Origin of the sequence: Saccharothrix espanaensis DSM 44229, from assembly GCF_000328705.1 — a bacterium.
Classification (GTDB): Bacteria; Actinomycetota; Actinomycetes; order Mycobacteriales; family Pseudonocardiaceae; genus Actinosynnema; species Actinosynnema espanaense.
The window spans coordinates 1,933,527-1,951,176 of the sequence record NC_019673.1 but is presented as its reverse complement, the minus strand read 5'-3'; the positions used below and the strand labels follow the sequence as shown (position 1 = coordinate 1,951,176).

17 protein-coding genes are annotated in these 17,650 nt (G+C 73.2%); 14 read left to right on the top strand and 3 right to left on the bottom strand.

Features of this window, described 5'->3' with window-relative positions; genetic code table 11:
- Positions 1 to 479: 479 nt before the first annotated feature.
- Positions 480 to 953, top strand: a complete 474-nt coding sequence (locus tag BN6_RS09250; RefSeq protein ID WP_041312361.1) for a hypothetical protein — start codon at positions 480 to 482, stop codon at positions 951 to 953.
- Between the two features lie 93 nt (positions 954 to 1,046).
- Positions 1,047 to 1,784, top strand: coding sequence for a hypothetical protein (locus BN6_RS41690; protein ID WP_015099315.1), 738 nt, complete (start codon positions 1,047 to 1,049; stop codon positions 1,782 to 1,784).
- 98 nt (positions 1,785 to 1,882) lie between these two features.
- Here the strand turns inward: BN6_RS41690 and ligD are convergent, their stop codons facing one another.
- Complete coding sequence (gene ligD / locus BN6_RS09240) at positions 1,883 to 2,884, bottom strand: non-homologous end-joining DNA ligase (protein ID WP_015099314.1); 1,002 nt, start codon at positions 2,882 to 2,884, stop codon at positions 1,883 to 1,885.
- An 83-nt stretch (positions 2,885 to 2,967) separates the two neighbouring features.
- On the bottom strand, positions 2,968 to 3,582 hold the full coding sequence (locus BN6_RS09235; protein WP_015099313.1) for a TetR/AcrR family transcriptional regulator C-terminal domain-containing protein: 615 nt from the start codon (positions 3,580 to 3,582) through the stop codon (positions 2,968 to 2,970).
- A gap of 431 nt (positions 3,583 to 4,013) precedes the next feature.
- Between BN6_RS09235 and BN6_RS09230 the strand changes: the two genes are divergently transcribed.
- Positions 4,014 to 5,183 carry an acyl-CoA dehydrogenase family protein gene (locus BN6_RS09230; protein WP_015099312.1) on the top strand — a complete coding sequence of 390 codons (1,170 nt, stop codon included), beginning with the start codon at positions 4,014 to 4,016 and terminating at the stop codon, positions 5,181 to 5,183.
- Positions 5,184 to 5,297: 114 nt separating this feature from the next.
- A complete protein-coding gene (locus tag BN6_RS09225; protein ID WP_015099311.1) occupies positions 5,298 to 6,161 on the top strand; it encodes an alpha/beta fold hydrolase in 864 nt (287 codons plus the stop codon).
- Between the two features lie 34 nt (positions 6,162 to 6,195).
- On the opposite strand, the gene BN6_RS09220 is transcribed toward BN6_RS09225, so the two are convergent.
- Positions 6,196 to 6,864, bottom strand: coding sequence for a GntR family transcriptional regulator (locus BN6_RS09220; protein WP_015099310.1), 669 nt, complete (start codon positions 6,862 to 6,864; stop codon positions 6,196 to 6,198).
- 89 nt (positions 6,865 to 6,953) lie between these two features.
- On the opposite strand from BN6_RS09220, the gene BN6_RS09215 reads away from it, so the two are divergent.
- The 10 genes from BN6_RS09215 (at position 6,954) to BN6_RS09165 (ending at position 17,473) form a co-directional block, all read left to right on the top strand.
- Positions 6,954 to 7,898 (top strand): asparaginase, encoded by a 945-nt coding sequence (locus BN6_RS09215; RefSeq protein WP_015099309.1) that lies wholly within the window; start codon positions 6,954 to 6,956, stop codon positions 7,896 to 7,898.
- Between the two features lie 105 nt (positions 7,899 to 8,003).
- Complete coding sequence (locus tag BN6_RS09210) at positions 8,004 to 8,342, top strand: hypothetical protein (RefSeq protein WP_015099308.1); 339 nt, start codon at positions 8,004 to 8,006, stop codon at positions 8,340 to 8,342.
- 9 nt (positions 8,343 to 8,351) lie between these two features.
- On the top strand, positions 8,352 to 8,789 hold the full coding sequence (gene msrB / locus BN6_RS09205) for a peptide-methionine (R)-S-oxide reductase MsrB (protein ID WP_015099307.1): 438 nt from the start codon (positions 8,352 to 8,354) through the stop codon (positions 8,787 to 8,789).
- 227 nt (positions 8,790 to 9,016) lie between these two features.
- A complete protein-coding gene (locus tag BN6_RS49500; protein WP_015099306.1) occupies positions 9,017 to 9,937 on the top strand; it encodes a TIGR04222 domain-containing membrane protein in 921 nt (306 codons plus the stop codon).
- Positions 9,938 to 9,970: 33 nt separating this feature from the next.
- Positions 9,971 to 10,882: a TIGR04222 domain-containing membrane protein gene (locus BN6_RS09195; RefSeq protein ID WP_015099305.1), complete on the top strand. Its 912-nt coding sequence runs from the start codon at positions 9,971 to 9,973 to the stop codon at positions 10,880 to 10,882.
- The gene (locus BN6_RS09190) at positions 10,839 to 11,651 is read left to right on the top strand and encodes a TIGR04222 domain-containing membrane protein (protein ID WP_015099304.1); all 813 of its coding nucleotides are present in this window, start codon (positions 10,839 to 10,841) and stop codon (positions 11,649 to 11,651) included. The genes BN6_RS09195 and BN6_RS09190 overlap by 44 nt, the downstream gene beginning before the upstream one ends.
- 852 nt (positions 11,652 to 12,503) lie before the next feature.
- Positions 12,504 to 13,295, top strand: a complete 792-nt coding sequence (locus BN6_RS09180; RefSeq protein WP_015099302.1) for a DUF692 domain-containing protein — start codon at positions 12,504 to 12,506, stop codon at positions 13,293 to 13,295.
- Complete coding sequence (locus BN6_RS09175; protein WP_015099301.1) at positions 13,292 to 13,636, top strand: hypothetical protein; 345 nt, start codon at positions 13,292 to 13,294, stop codon at positions 13,634 to 13,636. Before BN6_RS09180 ends, BN6_RS09175 begins: the two co-directional genes overlap by 4 nt.
- Before the next feature lie 41 nt (positions 13,637 to 13,677).
- The gene (locus BN6_RS09170; protein ID WP_148302785.1) at positions 13,678 to 14,139 is read left to right on the top strand and encodes a hypothetical protein; all 462 of its coding nucleotides are present in this window, start codon (positions 13,678 to 13,680) and stop codon (positions 14,137 to 14,139) included.
- Positions 14,140 to 14,305: 166 nt separating this feature from the next.
- Positions 14,306 to 17,473 carry a S8 family serine peptidase gene (locus BN6_RS09165; RefSeq protein WP_015099299.1) on the top strand — a complete coding sequence of 1,056 codons (3,168 nt, stop codon included), beginning with the start codon at positions 14,306 to 14,308 and terminating at the stop codon, positions 17,471 to 17,473.
- Positions 17,474 to 17,650 lie beyond the last annotated feature (177 nt).

Here is a 17,650-nt window from a genome sequence, read left to right as displayed (position 1 = left end):
CCGTTCTCCCGGGTCTCGACGGCCGAATTTCAGTCGAGGTGATCAGTCCGACTGATCACGTCGACCGCCTGCGGAGCCACCCCCTACCGCTCGTCCCCGCCGAGCGGCCGGTCCCCGCACAGCCGCCTCGCGGCCGTATCCCGGATCAGTCCGGCTTGCGGGCCTTCGCCGGCTGCACGCGCGGCGGCTCGCCGGCATCTTCGGGGTGCTTGACGCGGGAGCGCTGTGCTCGGCAGGGAACTCCAGGTCGGCTCGAAACGTACTGCGCCAGGCAACCCGGTGAGATTACGCAGAGTGAGATACATGGCATCCGAATGGTTCGGAGCAGTTCGGATCACCGTCAATCGGCGGTGACAGCGGCTGACGATGTGGTGCTTCAATCGTCAAGTTGGATTTATTCCACGCCTTCATTCATTACAACGGGGGAAAGAATGCGTTTCGCCAACTATGTCGTCGCCGTGGGCACAGTCACGTCTCTCATGCTCACCGGAGTCATGGTCGCTGCCGCGGAGACCCGCGTCGACCTGGCACGACCGGCCATCACGACAGCCACGTCCGACCTGATGCCGGAGTCCGAACTGCTCGACGCCGGGGAGATCCGGCCGCTGGAGGATGTCTCCGACTGCAAGTTCAACCTCGACTGGCCGCACAACTCCGGCCACGTAGCCGGCAACGTCACCAGCAACGCCGTGATCAACTGCAACAGCAAGAAGAAGTACCTGGGGGTGGAAACCTACCTGTACCGCGAGAGCAGCAACCCCGGCTACTTCAAACTGGTGGCCCAGAACTCGGCTGTGAACAACTCCGGAAACGGGTCGTACGTCAGCGCCGCGGCGGCGCTGGGCTGCGTTTCCGCCCGCTACTACGCCAAGGCGGAGTTCCTGATGGTGGAGGGCAACGACGCACGGCACGAGCGCACTCACAAGACTCCGGTAACCCAGGTCAACTGCTAGCAGGTCGGCTTGGGCCGGGCACGGAGAGTGCCCGGACCAAGCGGCACTACAGTCCAGGGTGCCGGCCACCCCGCGCGAATACGAGGTCTACTCATGGCTGATCGCACCATCGACCAGCCCAGGAGCCCCGTTCTCATCGAACTGTGCCTGCTCCTGCGCGACTTCCTCGGCGATCGCGACCTCGACACCCGACTCGACGATCTGACCGACGACGACCTCTACCGGCACATCGCCTTCGCGGCGTCCCTCCAGCACTCCGGCCGTGACTTCACCGCGCGGCCCACGCCGGAACTCGACCACATCGCCGCCGCCGTCCTGCTGCGGTTGTCGACCGGGTCCCTCGGCGACACCTCGCTGCGCTCGCCCCAGGCGCGGTACGCGGCGGACGCGACACCGCGCACGGTCCAGGTGGCCGATGGACCCGCGAGTCCCGACAAACCGGTCGGGGCGCTGTGGACCTCCTCCTTCCTTCCCAACGGCACCAGCATGTGGCAGTGGGGCGAACTGGCGGAGTTCGGTCCGGACCGGCAACTGTTCACCGTCACGTTCGACCCGACCGGCTCGCGCGTGTTCACCATCAACTCGCCCTCCGACTACGGGCGACTCGTGACCCGGTATCCGCGCTCGTCGGACGGACGCGCACAGGTGTGCTGGACCCGCGCCGCCGAAGACCTCGACGCCGTGCACCTGACCGTGCCCGGCCTCCTCACGGCACACCACGTCCCGGTCGAAACACCGCACGGCACCGCCACCCTCACCGGATGGGACGCCGAATCCACCGCCTGGCTGCACCTGCCGCCCCACCTCCGGACGACCCCGACGACAAGGTGACCCACCGTGCGGGTCACCCGGATCGGGGCGAACTGGAACGCGGCGGACGGCACCGGGCGGTGTGCGAACGTGGGTGTCGGACTGGCCCGTATCCCGGGTCACTCCGGCTTGCGGGCCTTCGACGGCTGCACGCGCGGCGGCTCGCCGGGCATCTTCGGGTAGTCCGGCGGGTAGGGCAGTTCGCCCCGTTCGTCGGCGGCGTACCAGTCGAGCAGGGTTTCCAGGCCGAACGCCTCCGCGTCCAGGCCGGCGTGCGGGTCGCCGTGCTCGGCCAGGTACGCCGGCACGGTCAGCACGTCGAAGTCGTCCGGGTCCACTGTGGACAGCCGCTCCCAGGTGACCGGTGTGGACACCGTCGCGCGCGGGGTGCCGCGGACCGACCACGCCGAGGCTATGGTGCGGTCGCGGGCGGCCTGGTTGTAGTCCAGGAAGACCTTCGTCCCGCGCTCCTCCTTCCACCACGACGTGGTGGCCAGGTCCGGCGCCCGGCGCTCGACCTCGCGGGCCAGGGCGATCACGGCGTGCCGGACGTCCACGAAGTCCCACTCCGGCCGGATCCGCACGGCGACGTGGACGCCGCGCCCGCCGGAGGTCTTCGGGTAGCCGGTCAGGCCCAGTTCCGCCAGGACTTCGCGCAGCACCAGCGCCACCTTGACCGCGTCGCCGAAGTCGGTGCCGGGCTGCGGGTCGAGGTCGACGCGCAGCTCGTCGGGGCGGTCGGTGTCGGTCCGGCGCACCGGCCACGGGTGGAAGTCGAACGTGCCGAGGTTCGCCGCCCACGCGAGCACCGCGGGCTCGGTCGGGCAGACCTCGTCGGCGGGCCGCCCGGACGGGAACGTGATGCGCGCGGTCTGCACCCAGTCGGGCGCGCCCTTGGGCAGGCGCTTCTGGTAGAACGCCTCCCCGGTCACCCCGTCCACGTATCGCTTGAGCGTCGTGGGACGGTCGCGCAGCACGGTCAGCAGCGGCTCGGCGACCGCGATGTAGTACTCCACGACCTGGCGCTTGGTGATGCCCCGCTCGGGGAAGTACAGCTTGTCCGGGTTCGACACCCGCACCACGCGCTCGCCGACGGTCAGCTCCACAGCCTTCGCAGCCACCCGGGGAGCCTAACCCGCGACGTCGGGCGGCGCGCGGAGGTCGGGACGAAGATCAGCGCGCGACGACCGGGCGTGCGGAGCGGTCAGCGGGGTAGGCGGAGGGCGAGGCCGTCGACGAAGGCGGCCAGGGCCAGTTCGAAGCTGTCGTGGTCCAACTCCTCGGCCACGGCGGGCAGCAGGTGGGCCTTGTCGAGGTTCGGGTAGCGGTCCCGGTAGAGCGCCTGGTCCTCGGAGAAGCCGCTGGAGAACGAGCTCAGCGCCGCGCCGAACACCAGGTACATCAGGGACGCGGCGATCATGGTGGCCTCGCGGCGGCTCCACCCGGCGGCGACCAGGCCGCCGTGCAGGGCGTCGAGCCGGCGCAGGGACGCCTCGCGGTGCGCCGGGCCGTAGGCCAGGAACGGCACGATGTTCGGGTGCTCGGCCAGCGCCGCCCGGTACGAGCGGGCGCACATCGTCAGGCCGTGCCGCCAGTCGCCGTCGGCGAAACCGGTCACGTCGACCTTCTCCAGGATCTCGCCGGCCAGGTCGTGCAGCAGGTCGTCCTTGGTGGCCACGTGCCCGTACAGCGACGCCGCCTGCACGCCCAGCTCGGCCGCCAGCTTGCGCATCGACAGGCCGTCCAGCCCGTGCCGGTCGATGATGCCCAGGGCGGCGGTGCGGATGCCGGAGGCGCTCAGGATCGGGGTCCTCGGCATGGTCGGCTCCTCTTGCCTCGGGTTCGGGTGCGCGCCTACGTTAGAAAACCTAACACTGTTCGTTGAGGAGGTCGCCGAGGTGGATCCGCGATTTCCCGACGAGCATCGGGACCTGGTGCACCGGTGCGCGGAGCACCGGGTCGTGCCGCACGCGGCCCGCCGGGACCGCGACGAGGCGATCGGCCGCGACCTGGTCCTGGCGGAGTCGGCGCGCGACTACGCAGCGGCGCGCGACATCGTCTCGGTGTCGCTGGGCCTGACCGGCAAGACCATCGCCCAGCCCGGCACCGGGTCCGACGCCGCGTCGCCGGCCACCGCCCGGCCGATCGCCGGGTCCCAGCTCGTGCGGGATCCAGCGGCTGCTCACCGACCGGATCAGCGCGTTCGCCTGACCGGGGCGAGCCCGAACGGGACAAGTAGGGAGGACCGTCATGGACTTCACGCTCGACGACGAGCAGAAGGAGATCCGCGACTGGGTGCGGACCTTCGTGCGCAAGGAGGTCGTGCCGCTGGAACCCGAGGTGCTGCGCCGCGAGCGCGCCGGACAGCCGGGACTGGGCCGCGACGAGCTCAAGGCGTTGCAGGACAAGGCGAAGGCCGCCGGGTTCTTCGGCGTGCTCACCCCCCGGGAGTACGGCGGGATGGGCCTGGGCGCGGTGATGACCGCGCTGGTCGAGCAGGAGCTGGGGCGCAGCTTCGTGCCGTTCCGGTTCGGCGGCTACGCCGACAACATCCTGTTCCACGGCAACGAGGAGCAGAAGCGGCGCTACCTGCTGCCGACCATCTCCGGCGAGCGGGTGTCGTGCTTCGCGATCACCGAGCCGGGCGCGGGCTCCGACGCCAAGGCGATCCGCACGTCGGCCCGCAAGGAGGGCGGCGAGTGGGTGGTCAACGGCGAGAAGACGTTCATCACGCAGGGCCACGAGGCCGACTTCGTGATGGTCTTCGCGGTGACCGACAAGGAGAAGGGCGCGGCCGGCGGCGTCACGTGCTTCCTGGTCGACCGGGAGATGGGCTGGAAGTCCGAGCCGATCCCGACCATGGGCCAGTGGGGTCCGGCCGCGCTGGTGTTCGACGACGTGCGGGTGCCCGAGGCGAACGTGCTGGGCGAGGTCGGGCAGGGGTTCCGGCTGGCCATGCAGTGGATCGGCCAGGGCCGCTACCTGCTGCCCGCGCGGGCGCTCGGGGCGTGCGAGCGGCTGGTGGAGATGGCCGTCGAGCAGGCCAAGAACCGGGTCGCCTTCGGACAGCCGATCGCCGAGTACCAGGCCATCCAGTGGATGCTGGCCGACTCGGCGGTGGAGGTCGAGGCGCTGCGCTGGCTGGTGCTGCACGCCGCGTGGCTGGTCGACCAGGGCGCGGACTCCCGGCAGGCGCAGAGCATCGCCAAGCTCTACGGCGGGATCAAGGCCAACGAGATCGTGGACCGGGTGCTGCAGATCCACGGCGGCATGGGCTACACCCGCGAGCTGCCGATCGAGCGCTGGTACCGGGAGCTGCGGCTGCTGCGGATCTACGAGGGCACCGACGAGATCCAGCGCCGGACCATCGCCCGCAACCTGCTCAGGGGGCACGCGAAGGTGACCGGGACGCTGGGCTGAACGGCCGCCGGGCGGCACTGGGTCCAACCACCCTGACGAGGGTAGGGCTGCCCCCACCCGCCCTCGGGTGCGCACACCAGGGACTCTCCGTCGACCGCTCGCCACGATGAGTACATGCGATCACGACCCGCAGTCTTCGAGTCGGACCTGACCCGGGAGCGCGTCACGACCGACGCCGGCACGTTCGACGCCATCGCGACGGGCCCGGTGACCGGCCGCAAGGTGCTGCTGCTGCACGGGGTGCCGGAGTGCGGCATCGAGTGGCGGCACCAGTTGCGCGCCCTGGCCGCGCACGGCTACCGCGCCGTCGCGCCGGACCTGCGCGGCTACTCGCCGGGCGTGCGGCCCCGTGAGGTCTCGGCCTACCGGCTGGAGCACGCGGTGCAGGACGTGCGGGACATCGCGGACGCGCTGGGGTGGAAGCGGTTCGACCTGGTGGGGCACGACTGGGGCGCGATCGTGGCGTGGATCGCCGCGGCCCGGTACCCGCTGCGGATCCGGACGTTGACCGCGGTGTCCGCGCCGCACCCCGGCGCGCTGGCGCAGACCCTGCGGACCGACCCGGACCAGCAGCGCCGGTGGGCGTTCCTGGACCACCTGCGCACGCCGGGCGTGGCGGAGCGGGAACTGCTGGCCGACGACGCGGCGCAGTTGCGGGCCGGGTGGCCGGCGGTGATCCCGCAGGAGCGGGTGAACCAGTACGTGCGCAAGCTCAGCGAGCCGGGCGCGCTGACCGCGGCGCTGAACTGGTACCGCGCCAACGACTTCACCGGCACGTTCCGGCCGGTCTCGGTGCCGACCCGGTTCCTGTGGGGCGAGGACGACCAGGTGATCGGGCCGGAGGCGGCGCAGAACACCGGCGACTGGGTGACCGGGCCGTACTGGTTCGAGGTGCTGTCGGGCGCGGGCCACTTCGTGCCGGAGGAAGCCGCCGAGGAGACCACCCTGCACCTGCTCGACCACCTGGCCACGTACTGACCGGCCGCGTGGTCGGCGGTGGCGCGCGGGAGGGTCAGTCGGCGGATTCCCGGGCGGCGGCGGTCAGGCCGGTGAGCATCTGCGAGCAGACCCGGGCCAGGTGCCGGCGCATCACCTCGGCCGCCTTCACCGGGTCGCCGGCGGCGACGGCCGTGACCAGGGCGTCGTGGTCGTCCAAGGACGCGTGCTGGTGCGGCGGGTCGTCGCGCAGGCCGCTGCGCAGCAGGACGACCCGTTGTTGCACCAGCCGCACCTGCTCGGCGATGCGCGGTGACCGGGCCGCGGCCAGCAGCGCCTGGTGGAACGCCAGGTCCAGCCGGTAGGGGAAGCGCTCGCCGGCGTGGTAGGTGCGCCGCGACTCGGCGCAGACCTCGCGCAGCACGACGATGTCCGCCTCGGTCCGCCGGCTCGCCGCGAGCTCGGCCGCCGCGCACTCCAGCGCGGCGCGCAGCTCGAACAGCGCCTGGACGTCGGCCGGGGTGGCGGTCGGCACGTGCGCGCCGCGGTGCGGGACCAGGATGAGCACGCCCTCGGACGCCAGGTGCCGGATCGCCTCGCGCAGCGGACCCCGGCTGATCCCCAGCCGGGCGGCCAGCTCCACCTCGTTGATCCGGGTCCCGGGCGGGATCTCACCGGTCAGCACCAACTCGCGCAGCACGTCCACGGCCTGTCCGGCGAGGCTCAGGTGCAGGGGAGGTGTCACGAACGTCTCCCTACCACGATCAGCCGGCGCAGTGTTAACTGTCGACAGTTGGCAGTTGGCTTTTCCGAGGGTGGAAGCGGGGGCGCGCGATGGCGCACGAACTGGTCGCCGAGGTGTGGCGGGGCGATTTCCTGGAGTCCGAGCACCACGGGTCGGTCGTCGCGCTCGACTCCGCCGGCGGTCTGCGGCTCGCGGTCGGCCAGCCGGACCAGGTCGCCTACCCGCGGTCGTCGAACAAGCCCGTGCAGGCGCTGGCGATGCTGCGGCACGGCCTGGACCTCGACGGCGAACTGCTCGCCCTGGCCTGCGCCAGCCACTCCGGCGAGGACTTCCACGTCGCCGGCGCGACCCGGGTCCTGGCCGCCGCCGGCCTCACCCCGGACGCGCTGCGCTGCACCCCGGACCTCCCGATCGGCGAGGCGGCGCTGCGCGCGCACCTGGCCGCCGGCCGCGGCAAGGCCCCGATCTACATGAACTGCTCCGGCAAGCACGCCGCGATGCTGGCCACCTGCGTGGTCAACGACTGGCCGACCGGGACCTACCTCGACCCGGCCCACCCGCTGCAGACCGCGATCCGGGACACCCTGGAGGAACTGGCCGGCGAGCGGATCGGGGCCGAGGGCGTCGACGGCTGCGGCGCTCCCCTGTTCGGCATCAGCCTGGTCGGGCTGGCCCGCGCGTTCGCCCGGCTGGCCGCCGCGACCGACGGTCCCGAACGCCGGATCGCGCGGGCCATGAGCAGCCACCCGGAGTGGGTCGGCGGCACCGGGCGCGACGTCACGGCGCTGATGCGGGCGATCCCCGGCGCGGTCGCCAAGGACGGTGCCGAGGGCGTCTACGCGATCGGGCTGCCCACCGGCGAGGCCGTGGCGTGCAAGATCGCCGACGGGTCGAGCCGGGCGCGGGCCGTGGTGCTGGTCGCCGCGCTGCGCCGGCTGGGCGTCGACGCGCCGGCGGACCTGGCGACCTTCCCGGTGCTGGGCCACGGCCGGCCGGTCGGCGCGGTCCGCCCGGCGGCCGTGCTCGCGGGCTGACCGGGCACGAACAGGCGCAGGCGGACGGGCACGGACCGTCGCGGGCTCGGGCGGAAAGTCCGTTCCGTCCGGTGTCCGGGTTGAACCTGCCACTACCCTTGGCGCATGGCCAGTTCGCGTGCCGCCGACATCCCGGAGGAGGACCGGCCGTCCGGCCGGACCGACGACCGCCCGCCGAACGTGGAGGACGAGCTCATCGGCCTCGACCCGCACGACCCGGAGACCAGGGCGTTCGCCGAACACCTGGACCGGATGCAGCGCCAGACCCCCGGCTTCACCGTCGAGGGCTACCTGGCGGGCGTGGAGAACTTCGCCGACTCGGTGAACCGGACCGGCGGGCTGCGCCGGCTCACCGCGGTGGCCGTGGTGCTGCTGATCCTGCTGGGTGTGGCGATCAGCGTGTGGTTCGGGCTCGGCGAGATCCTGTCCACGTTCTTCGACTAACGTGGAGGTATGGAACCTGTCCTCGGCGCCACCCCGAAGGTGGTCCACTCCGAGCTGGAGTGGCGGGAGATCCTCACGCCCAAGGAGTACGCGGTCCTGCGCGACGCGGGCACCGAGCCCGCCTGGACCGGCGAGTACACCGACACCAAGAGCGAGGGCGTCTACTCCTGCCGCGCCTGCGGTACCGAGCTGTTCCGCAGCGACACCAAGTTCGACTCGCACTGCGGCTGGCCGTCGTTCTTCTCCCCGCTCGCCGCCGACACGGTGATCCTGCGGGAGGACCGGGCGCTGGGCATGGTGCGCACCGAGGTGCTCTGCGCCACATGCCACAGCCACCTCGGGCACGTTTTCGAGGGTGAGGGCTACGCGACCCCGACGGACCAGCGCTACTGCATCAACAGCATCAGTTTGCGTCTGGTCGAGAACCCGGGCGGTCCGACAGACTGAAGGCGCTACTCCGAATGATGAGACATCGACACCAGGAGGAATCATGCGCATCTTCAAGGGCACCGACGGCGAGGGTTCCGGCGGCGTGGACGGCGCATCGTCGTCCTGATCGAGGGCAACAGCAACCCTAAGGTTTGCTAAAGCCCTCTTGCTGGGGTGTGGCCTGACGCACACGATTGCCCCCTAGCGCGGACCGCGTGTCCGCCGAGGCCCACAGGGGGTGGACCGTGGAGCGACCGTGGGGCTTGTCGGGCCCGGAATTCCTTGAGCTGTACTGGATCGCGCTGGCCGTCGCAGTGGCCTGGGCGATCGCTGTCCGAGTGCGCCTGCGGGGGACGCGGGGAGGCGCCCCCGCGGGCGTGCTCGGGGCCTACGAGATCGCGTTCCTGACCGGCGGTCCGCGCCGGGTCGTGGAGACCGCGGTCGCCTCGCTGATCGCCTCCGACGCGCTGCGCCCGGCCCGCGACGGCGCGGTGAGCGTCATCGGCAAGCCCGTCGTGCACAACCCGGTCGACCAGGCCGTGATCGCCGACGCGACCCGCTACAAGTACCGCACGCTCACGCTGATGATCACCTCCGTGTCCGACCAGGGCGCGGCGGGCGTGGTCGGCGACAGCCTGGTGGAGCGGGGTTACCTGGTGCCGCCGCGGGTCGCGAAGCGGCGGCTGGGGCGCAGCGTGGTGCCGCTGGCGCTGCTGTTCGCGATCGGCGTGTTCCGCTGGGCGAACGGGCTCGTGATCGGCGCGCCGGTCGGCTGGCTGACGCTGCAACTGGTGCTCACCGGCGTGCTGATCTGGTTGTTCCGCAAGCCGAAGTACGTGACTCCCACGGCGTTGGGCAACAGCGCGGTGGGCCTGGCTCGCGCAGGCGAGACCACCGGGGGTGGAGGGGCGACCGGCCGGTCCGGGGAGGTCTGGCCGGTCGCTCTCCGCGGGTTCAACGCGCACCCGAACATCCCGCTGCGGGCCGCGGCTCGGCAACGCCCGCGCCCGCGCGCGGCACAGGCCGGTGTCGCCGGCGGGTTCATCGGTGCCGGGGCGTCGTGCAGCGGCGGTTCCTCGTCGTCCTGCGGCGGCAGCAGCGGGTCGTCGTGCGGCGGTGGCGGCGGCGGTGGCGGCGGGTGCGGCGGTGGGGGCGGCGGAGGTTAGCCCGCGCACAGCCCGCGCTCCTAGGCTGACGGCATGGCGTTCCTGTGGTGGTACGGACCGGCGCTGGTGCTCGCGGTCCTGCTCGGCTTGTGGCTGAAGCGGGTCACCGGCTCCGCGCCGGTCCGGCCGCTGACCTTCGAGGAGATCGGCTTCCTCGGCGGCGGCCCGGTGCGGGCGGCGGAGGTCGCGGTCGCGGGCCTGGTCGCGGACAACCGCGCCCGGCTCGCCGGCGGCACGCTGACGGCCGTGCCCGCGCCGGAACCCGGCACGTCGACCGCCCTCCAGAACGTGCTGCTGGCCCGGTTGGACGAGCCGCGCGACCTGGACGGGCTGCTGGTCGAGGTCGCGACCAGCGGGCCCGCCCGGCGGATCGGTCAAGGTCTGGTCGAGGCGGGACTGCTGGTGTCGCCGCGACGACGGCTGGTGCGGGCGGTGCTCTGCGTGCTGCCGGTGCTGGCCCTGATGGCGGTCGGGTGGGTGGTCGCACCGGCCGGGTGGCCGGTCGCCGTGCTGCCGTCGGTGACCGGGGTGGTGGCGGTGCTGCTGCTGTTGGGACCGCCGCCGGTGCGCACCCGGCGTGGGGCGCGGGCGTACGACGAGGCCACCGCCGGGCTCGCCCCGGTCGACCCGGCCGAGGTGACCGCCCGCTACGGCCTGGTGCGCCGGGCCGTGGCAGCCCCGCCGGAGTCGGGCGGACGGCGCGCGGACACCGCGGTGTTCGACGGCGAGACGGCGGAACCGATCGGGTATGCCGGAGCGTCCGAGCAGGCGCTTCCCCGACGCAGGCGGCCGGCGGTCGTCATCGAGCCGCGGCGGTGGCGCAAGCGCGACGGACTGCTCGTCGCGGGCGGCTGGCTCGCCGGCGGGTGGCTGGCCTCGGAGTGGTTGGAGGGGGACGACGGTGGCGACTTCCTGGACACCGACTTCAGCGGGTTCGGCGGCTGAGCTGTGGCCCGAGGAGCAGGGCTTCCTCGCGGGCGGACCCGGCCGGGCGGCCGAGGTCGCGGTGGTGTCGCTGGTCGAGGCGGGTGCGGTGCGGATGTCGCGCCACGGCCGGGTGAGCGCGGTGCACGCGCAACACCGCTCGTGGACGCCCTTGCAGGCGCGCGTGTTGCAGTCCCTGCCGCAGGCGTTGGGTGACCTCGTCGCGTCGGCCGCGCGCAGCGGCGAGGTGGAGTCGTTGCGGCGGCACCTGGTCGACCGCGGTTTCGTGCGGTCCACGCGGCGGCGCTCGGCGATGCGGTCGGTGCGGCGGGTGCTGGTGTTCGGCGGGATCGTGACCGTGGCGCTCGGCATCGGCGACGTGGTGCCGTTCAAGGGCGTGGTGGCGGCGCTGCTCTGCACGATCTTCGCGTGCATCGCGCTGACCAGGCTCGCACTGCCGTTGACCGTCTCCGGGCAGGCGGCGGTGAAGCGGCTCGACGGCTTGGCCACGACGAACAACCGCGTCTCGCTGGTCGCGTACTACGGGCTGCTGGGCAAGGTGCAGGGACACCTGGTGTGGGAGGTCCTCGGCATCGCCCCGACGGCCGCCGCGACGTTGCAGCGGCGCAAGCGCAGCGACAACGCGACCGGCAGCGCGTCGTGCGGCGGCGGGTGTGGCAGTTGTTCCAGCAACAGCTGCGGCAGCGCGTCCGGGTCGGGCGGCAGCAGCGGATCGTCGTGCGGCGGCGGGTCGTCGTGCGGCGGCGGCTGCGGGGGCGGCGGCGACTGATGACCGACACCGCGCCGGGGTGGTTGCTGCCCGAGGAGTACGGCTTCATCGCGGGCGGCCCACAGCGGGCCGCCGAGGTGGCGGTGGTCGTGCTGGTCGAGGCCGGCGCGGCGCGGATCACCCCGGACGGCGTGGTGCACCCCGTAACGCAACACGTGTCGCGTTTGGCGAGCCCCCTAACGCCACACGAGTCGCGTTCCCCCACTCCGCTGACGCAACACGAGTCGCTTCCGGTGGCCGAGCCGACAACCGCGACGATGTCGACGTGGTCGGAGCTGTCGCCAGCAGGCACGCTAACGCAACACGAGTCGCTTTCAGGCGTCGGGACAGCGGATCACCCGTTGTCGTTCCGACCGCTGACGCAACACGTGTTGCGTTTACTGCCCGCGCCGTTGGACGTCGTGCTGGCGAGCACCGCGGCCTCCGCCGAGACCCGCGCGCTCGGCGAACGCGTGATCGCCCACCGCCTCGCCATCCCGCGCAACCGGCAGGTCATCGCCACCTGGGCTGTGACCGGCTCGGTCGTCTCCTGGATCGGCGTGATCAGCACGGAGTGGCACTACGAGCTGTCCGCGCTCACGTCACACCTCCTGGGGTACGGCGTATTGGGACTGCTCGCCGGTCTGCTGCGCTACGTGGGGCCGTCGACCACGCGGGGGCTCAAACGACTGCGCGACCTCGATCCGCTCACCGCGCGGGCCGAGGTGGTGGCGTTGACCGCGCGCTGCGGGTTGCACGGCCGGATGCGGTCGCGTCGGTTGTGGGAGAACCTCGGGCTGTCGCCGCGCGCGGCGACCATGGTGCAACGGCGGCCGTGGTGGTCGCCCGGTCGGGCGTGATGGGGTGGCGGGCATGAAACTCGGTGTCGGGATCGGGTGGCGGTCGGAGATCGACCTCACGGTGGAGCGGCTCGACGTGGACTTCGTCGAGGTCGTGGCGGAGAACCTGCATGTCGGGCACCTGCCCGAGTCCGTGCTGCTGCTGCGCGAACGCGGTCTGCCGGTGCTGCCGCACGCCGTGTCGCTGTCGCTGGGCGGCGCCGAGCCGGTGGACGCCGGGCGGGTCGCGCACCTCGGGGCGCTCGCCGAAGCGCTCGACGCGCCGTTCGTCAGCGACCACGTGTGCTTCGTGCGCGCGGGCGGCCTCGACTCGGGCCACCTGATGCCGCTGCCGCGCACCCGTGACGCGCTGGACGTCCTGGTGGCCAACGTCAAGGCCGCGCAGGCTGACCTGCCGGTGCCGCTGGCGCTGGAGAACGTGGCCGCGCTGCTGGAGTGGCCCGACGGCGAGCTGACCGAGGGCCAGTTCCTGGCCGACCTGGTGGAGCGCACCGACTGCCTGCTCCTGATCGACGTGGCGAACCTGTACGCCAACGCCCGCAACCTGGGCACCGACGTGGGCCGGTTCCTGGACGAGATCCCGTTGGAGCGCTTGGCGTACGTGCACGTCGCGGGCGGCGAGGAGCACCACGGCGTCTACCACGACACGCACGCGCACGCGGTCCTGCCGGAGGTCCTCGACGTGCTCGCGCAGCTGTGCGAGCGGATCGACCCGCCGGGCGTGCTGCTGGAGCGCGACGACGACTACCCGGCCGACGCGGAACTGGCCGGTGAGCTGGCCGCGATCCGGGCGGTGCTCGGGTGACGCAGCCGCAGCGCGACCGGCTCGCGGCGGCGCAGGCCGAGCTGCTGCACTCGCTGATGGCCGACGGTCCGCCGCCGGCGGGGTTCGACCCGGAGCGGCTGCGGGTCGAGGCGCGGTCGCTGCTGAACAAGCGGCGCGGGATCGTGGCGATGCTGCGCCCGGAGGTGGCCGCCGAGCTGGGCGAGCGCTTCCGGCCGCTGTTCGACGAGTACGCCCGCGCGCACCCGCGCCGCACCGGCAGCCGGTTCCGGGAGGACGCCGCCGCGTTCGCCGCGTGGGCCACCGAGCGCGGCGAACTGGCCCCGCCGCCGAAACGGCGTTGGTGGCGGCGGGCAACCTGACCGCCCTGCCGTTCCGTCCCCCGGGCATGTGGAGACCACTCTTGGCCCTGCTGCTGCTCGTCCCGGCATGCGGGGCGGACGTCGGGCGGGCGTGCACCATGATCGGCGCGCCGACGGGCGTCAACGTGGAAGTCGCGCTCGCCACCGCCGAGACCGGCACGATCGAGGTGTGCTGGGACGGCCGGTGCGTGCAGCCGCGACTGGACCTGCTCCCGGCGTCCCGGGCCGGCGACACCACGTGCACGGGCACCGCGCCGGAGGACACGTGCGGCGCGAGCGCCGTGCCGACCGGCGGGAAGACCGGGTTCGCCGCCATCGAGGACCTGCCGGCCAAGCAGGTGACCGTGCGGTTGCGGCTGGCCGACGCGGCGGGGGCGCCGGTGGTGGACCGGGAGCTCACGCCGACCGCGAGAACGGTCTACCCCAACGGTCCGGACTGCGGCGGTGCGGGCCCGCAGCTGTCCCTCGCGGTCGGCGCGGACGGGTCGGTGGCCCAGCGCTGACGACACCGGCCGATCAGCGGGTGCCTGCCGCCGACGGGTCGGGCTAGCGTCGGGCGGGTCCTGGGTTTCCGGCCACCTCCCGGTGCCGTCGCCGCGACCGCGGCCGGCCGAGCCCTCCGGCTGTGCGATCCGCCGCGCGCGGCACCACCACCGGGAGGTAGGTCCGTTGACACCCCCACGCGGGCGCGGCGCGTTGTGCGCCGCACTGGCCCTGTTCGGTCTGGTCACCGCGGCGACGCCGGCGGGCGGCCGGTCCCCGGCCGGCGAAGTCGCGGCCGGCGCGCGCTCGATCACCCTGGTCACCGGTGACCGGGTCGTCCTGACCGGTGACCAGGTCGGTTCGCTGACCGGCGGTCCGGGCCGGGAGCGGGCCGTGTTCCACACGTTCCGCCGGGACGGCCACCTGCACGTGGTGCCGCGCGACGCGGCCCACGACCTGGCGCGCGGCCGGCTGGACCCGCGCCTGTTCGACGTCACGGCCCTGCTGGAGGCGGGCTACGACCGCCGCCCGACGATCCCGCTGATCGTCGTCGGCGACCCCGGCCTGCCGCGCACCAAGACCCTGGACGCGGTCGGCGCGGTCGCCGTCGAGGTGCCGAAAGGCGGTGCGGCCGACGCTTGGCGCACGCTCGTGTCGAGGGCGAGCGTGCGCAAGGTGTGGCTGGACGGGCTGCGCCGGCCGAGCCTGGACCGCAGCACGGCGCAGATCGGCGCGCCCGCCGCGTGGAGCGCGGGCTACACCGGCGAGGGCGTCAAGGTCGCCGTGCTCGACACCGGGATCGACGACGGCCACCCCGACCTGGCGGGGCGGGTCGCGGCGAGGTCGAACTTCACCACGGACCCGGACAACACCGACCGGGTCGGCCACGGCACGCACGTCGCCGCCGCCATCGGCAGCCGGCACGCCGTGTACCGGGGTGTCGCGCCGGACGCGGAACTGCTGGACGGCAAGGTCTGCGTGGCGGCGGGCTGCCCGGAGTCGGCGATCCTGGCCGGGGTGCAGTGGGCGGTCGGGCAGGGCGCGGACGTGGTCAACCTGAGCCTGGGCGGCCCCGACACCCCGGAGACCGACCCGCTGGAGGCCGCCGTCGAGGCGCTGTCCGCGCGCGCCCTGTTCGTGGTCGCGGCGGGCAACTCGGGGCGGCCCGGCACCGTCTCCTCCCCCGGCAGCGCCGACGCCGCGCTGACCGTGGGCGCGGTGGACCGGGCGGAGGGCATCGCGGAGTTCTCCAGCCGGGGCCCGCGTCCCGACGGTGGCGTGAAGCCGGACGTGACCGCGCCCGGCGTGGACATCGCGGCGGCGAAGGCCGAGCACGGCACGATCGGCACGCCCGTGGACGCCACGCACGTCGCCCTGTCCGGCACGTCGATGGCCACCCCGCACGTCGCGGGCGCGGCGGCGCTGCTGGCGCAGCAGCACCCGGACTGGTCCGGCGCGCGGCTCAAGGCCGCGCTGGTCGCCTCCGCCCGGCCGAACCCGGCGCTGACCGCGTTCGACCAGGGCGCGGGCCGGGTCGACCTGGCCGCGGCCATCACCACGACGGTCACCGCCGACCCGGCGAACGTGGCGCTGGGCTTGCAGAAGTGGCCGCACGACGACGACACCCCGGTGACGAAGAACGTCGTCTACCGCAACACCGGCACCGCGCCCGTGACCCTGCGGCCGTCTGCGGTGGTGACCGCGCCGGACGGCAAGCCGAGCGACGTGGTCACCGTGTCACCGGCGGAGGTCACGGTGCCACCGGGCGGTGACGCGACGATCGCCGTCACCGCCGACACCCGCCGTGCGCCGGTGGACGGCGTGTACGCGGGCACGATCGTCGCGACGGGCGGTGCGACGCCGTTGCGCGTGCCGGTGAGCGTGCACCGCGAGGTGGAGAGCTACGACGTGACGTTCCGGTTCGTGGACGCGGCGGGCAACCCGGCCAAGAACTACTACGCCTCCGTCATCGGCATGGACAACAGCACGTTCGTGTTCTTGTTCAGCGCGGACGGCAAGGTCTCGCTGCGCGTGTCTAAGGGCGACTACTTCGTGGGCGCGGACGTCACCACCGACCGGAAGGTCGCGCTGCTCCCCCGCCCCGACCTGTCCGTCACCGCCGACACGACGGTCGTCGTGGACGCGCGCACGGCTCGACCGGTGCGGATCACCGCTCCCGACCCGAAAGCGCGGGAGGTGCTCGGCGACCTCACCACGGCCCGTCGGCGCGGTGACCGGTCGGCGAGCGTGAGCACGGCGTTCCTGGGCGGGTTCGGGACGGACGTGTCGATCGGCCACAACGGTCCGGACCTGCCGGGCGAGGAGCTGACCGCGCTGCTCGGCGCGCAACTGTCGGGCACGCCGGCGGGCCCCACCCCGGTGACCTACCGGTTCGCGTGGGCGCTGCACGGCCGGCTGCCGACCGGGTTCGCCCGCGCGGTGCCGGCCGAGGACCTGGCCGAGGTGCGCACGAGTTACGGCGCGGGCCCGGCGGGGTCGACCTACGGGCACGTCGGCAACCCGGCGGCGCCGGACGGCACCACGGGCTGGGGCTGGATGCCGGCCGTGGCCGGCGCGTCGGTCGACCGGGTCGGCACCGAGGGCGTCGGGTGGAGCTGGGGCTTCCAGCAGACCGCCGCCGACGGGTCGACCGCGCTGTCCCTGGTCGCCCCGGAACGCTCCTACCGCAAGGGTTCCACCGTCCAGGAGCGGTTCAACGACCCGGTGTTCTCGCCCGTGCTGCCGGTGGGCCGGCCGACGTCGTTGGCGCGCAAGGGCGACGAGATCGGCTTCGGGCTGCCGCTGTTCGGCGACGGCGCGGGCAACGGCGGCAGTTCGGCCGTGTCGTCGGCCCGCACCACGCTGCTGCGCGACGGCGTGCGGGTCGGCGAGACCGCCTTCCCGGGCAACGGGCTGTTCAAGGTGCCCGGCGGCGCAGCGGACTACCGGGTGGAGACCGAGGCGGCCCGGCCGGCGGGCGTGTCGGAGTTCGCCACCCGGGTCGCGGCGGCGTGGACGTTCCGCTCGGACACCGCGCCGGGCGGGGAGCTCCGGCCGTTGCCGCTGACCGTCGTCCGGTTCGCGCCGGAGCTCACCGCCGGCAGCGCGCCGCGCGGCGCGGAGCTGCGGGTGCCGCTGGTGGTGCGGCAGCAGGCGACCGACGGGATCGGGCGGCTCGACGTCGAGGTCTCCTTCGACGACGGGCGGACGTGGGCGGCGGTCCCCGTCTCGGATGGCGTCGCGCGGGTCGCCAACCCCGACGCGGCCGGGTTCGCCTCGCTCCGGGTGAGGGCGTCCGACCGGGTCGGGAACACCGCCGAGCACACCGTGATCCGGGCCTACAAGATCGTCTGACGCGGACAGTGCCCGGTTCGCCGGGCACTCTTCCGTACTAGCCACGCACCGTGCGTCACGTCGAAAACCCCCGATCCGGTGGCTAAACATCCCTCAATGAGACGCTGATCTCACTCTGAGGGGTGGATAGCGTCGAGGTTGTTGGGGGGCTTCGTCACTTCCGGTTAACCGCCGCCG

Excerpts from the sequence above, each read along its gene's own strand:
- msrB (WP_015099307.1), top strand. The coding sequence starts at position 8,352 with ATGGAACCTGTCCTCGGCGCCACCCCGAAGGTGGTCCACTCCGAGCTG.
- BN6_RS09250 (WP_041312361.1), top strand. The coding sequence starts at position 480 with ATGCTCACCGGAGTCATGGTCGCTGCCGCGGAGACCCGCGTCGACCTG.
- BN6_RS09180 (WP_015099302.1), top strand. The coding sequence starts at position 12,504 with ATGAAACTCGGTGTCGGGATCGGGTGGCGGTCGGAGATCGACCTCACG.
- BN6_RS09230 (WP_015099312.1), top strand. The coding sequence starts at position 4,014 with ATGGACTTCACGCTCGACGACGAGCAGAAGGAGATCCGCGACTGGGTG.
- BN6_RS09195 (WP_015099305.1), top strand. The coding sequence starts at position 9,971 with ATGGCGTTCCTGTGGTGGTACGGACCGGCGCTGGTGCTCGCGGTCCTG.
- BN6_RS09210 (WP_015099308.1), top strand. The coding sequence starts at position 8,004 with ATGGCCAGTTCGCGTGCCGCCGACATCCCGGAGGAGGACCGGCCGTCC.
- BN6_RS09215 (WP_015099309.1), top strand. The coding sequence starts at position 6,954 with ATGGCGCACGAACTGGTCGCCGAGGTGTGGCGGGGCGATTTCCTGGAG.
- BN6_RS09235 (WP_015099313.1), bottom strand. The coding sequence starts at position 3,582 with ATGCCGAGGACCCCGATCCTGAGCGCCTCCGGCATCCGCACCGCCGCC.
- BN6_RS09225 (WP_015099311.1), top strand. The coding sequence starts at position 5,298 with ATGCGATCACGACCCGCAGTCTTCGAGTCGGACCTGACCCGGGAGCGC.
- BN6_RS41690 (WP_015099315.1), top strand. The coding sequence starts at position 1,047 with ATGGCTGATCGCACCATCGACCAGCCCAGGAGCCCCGTTCTCATCGAA.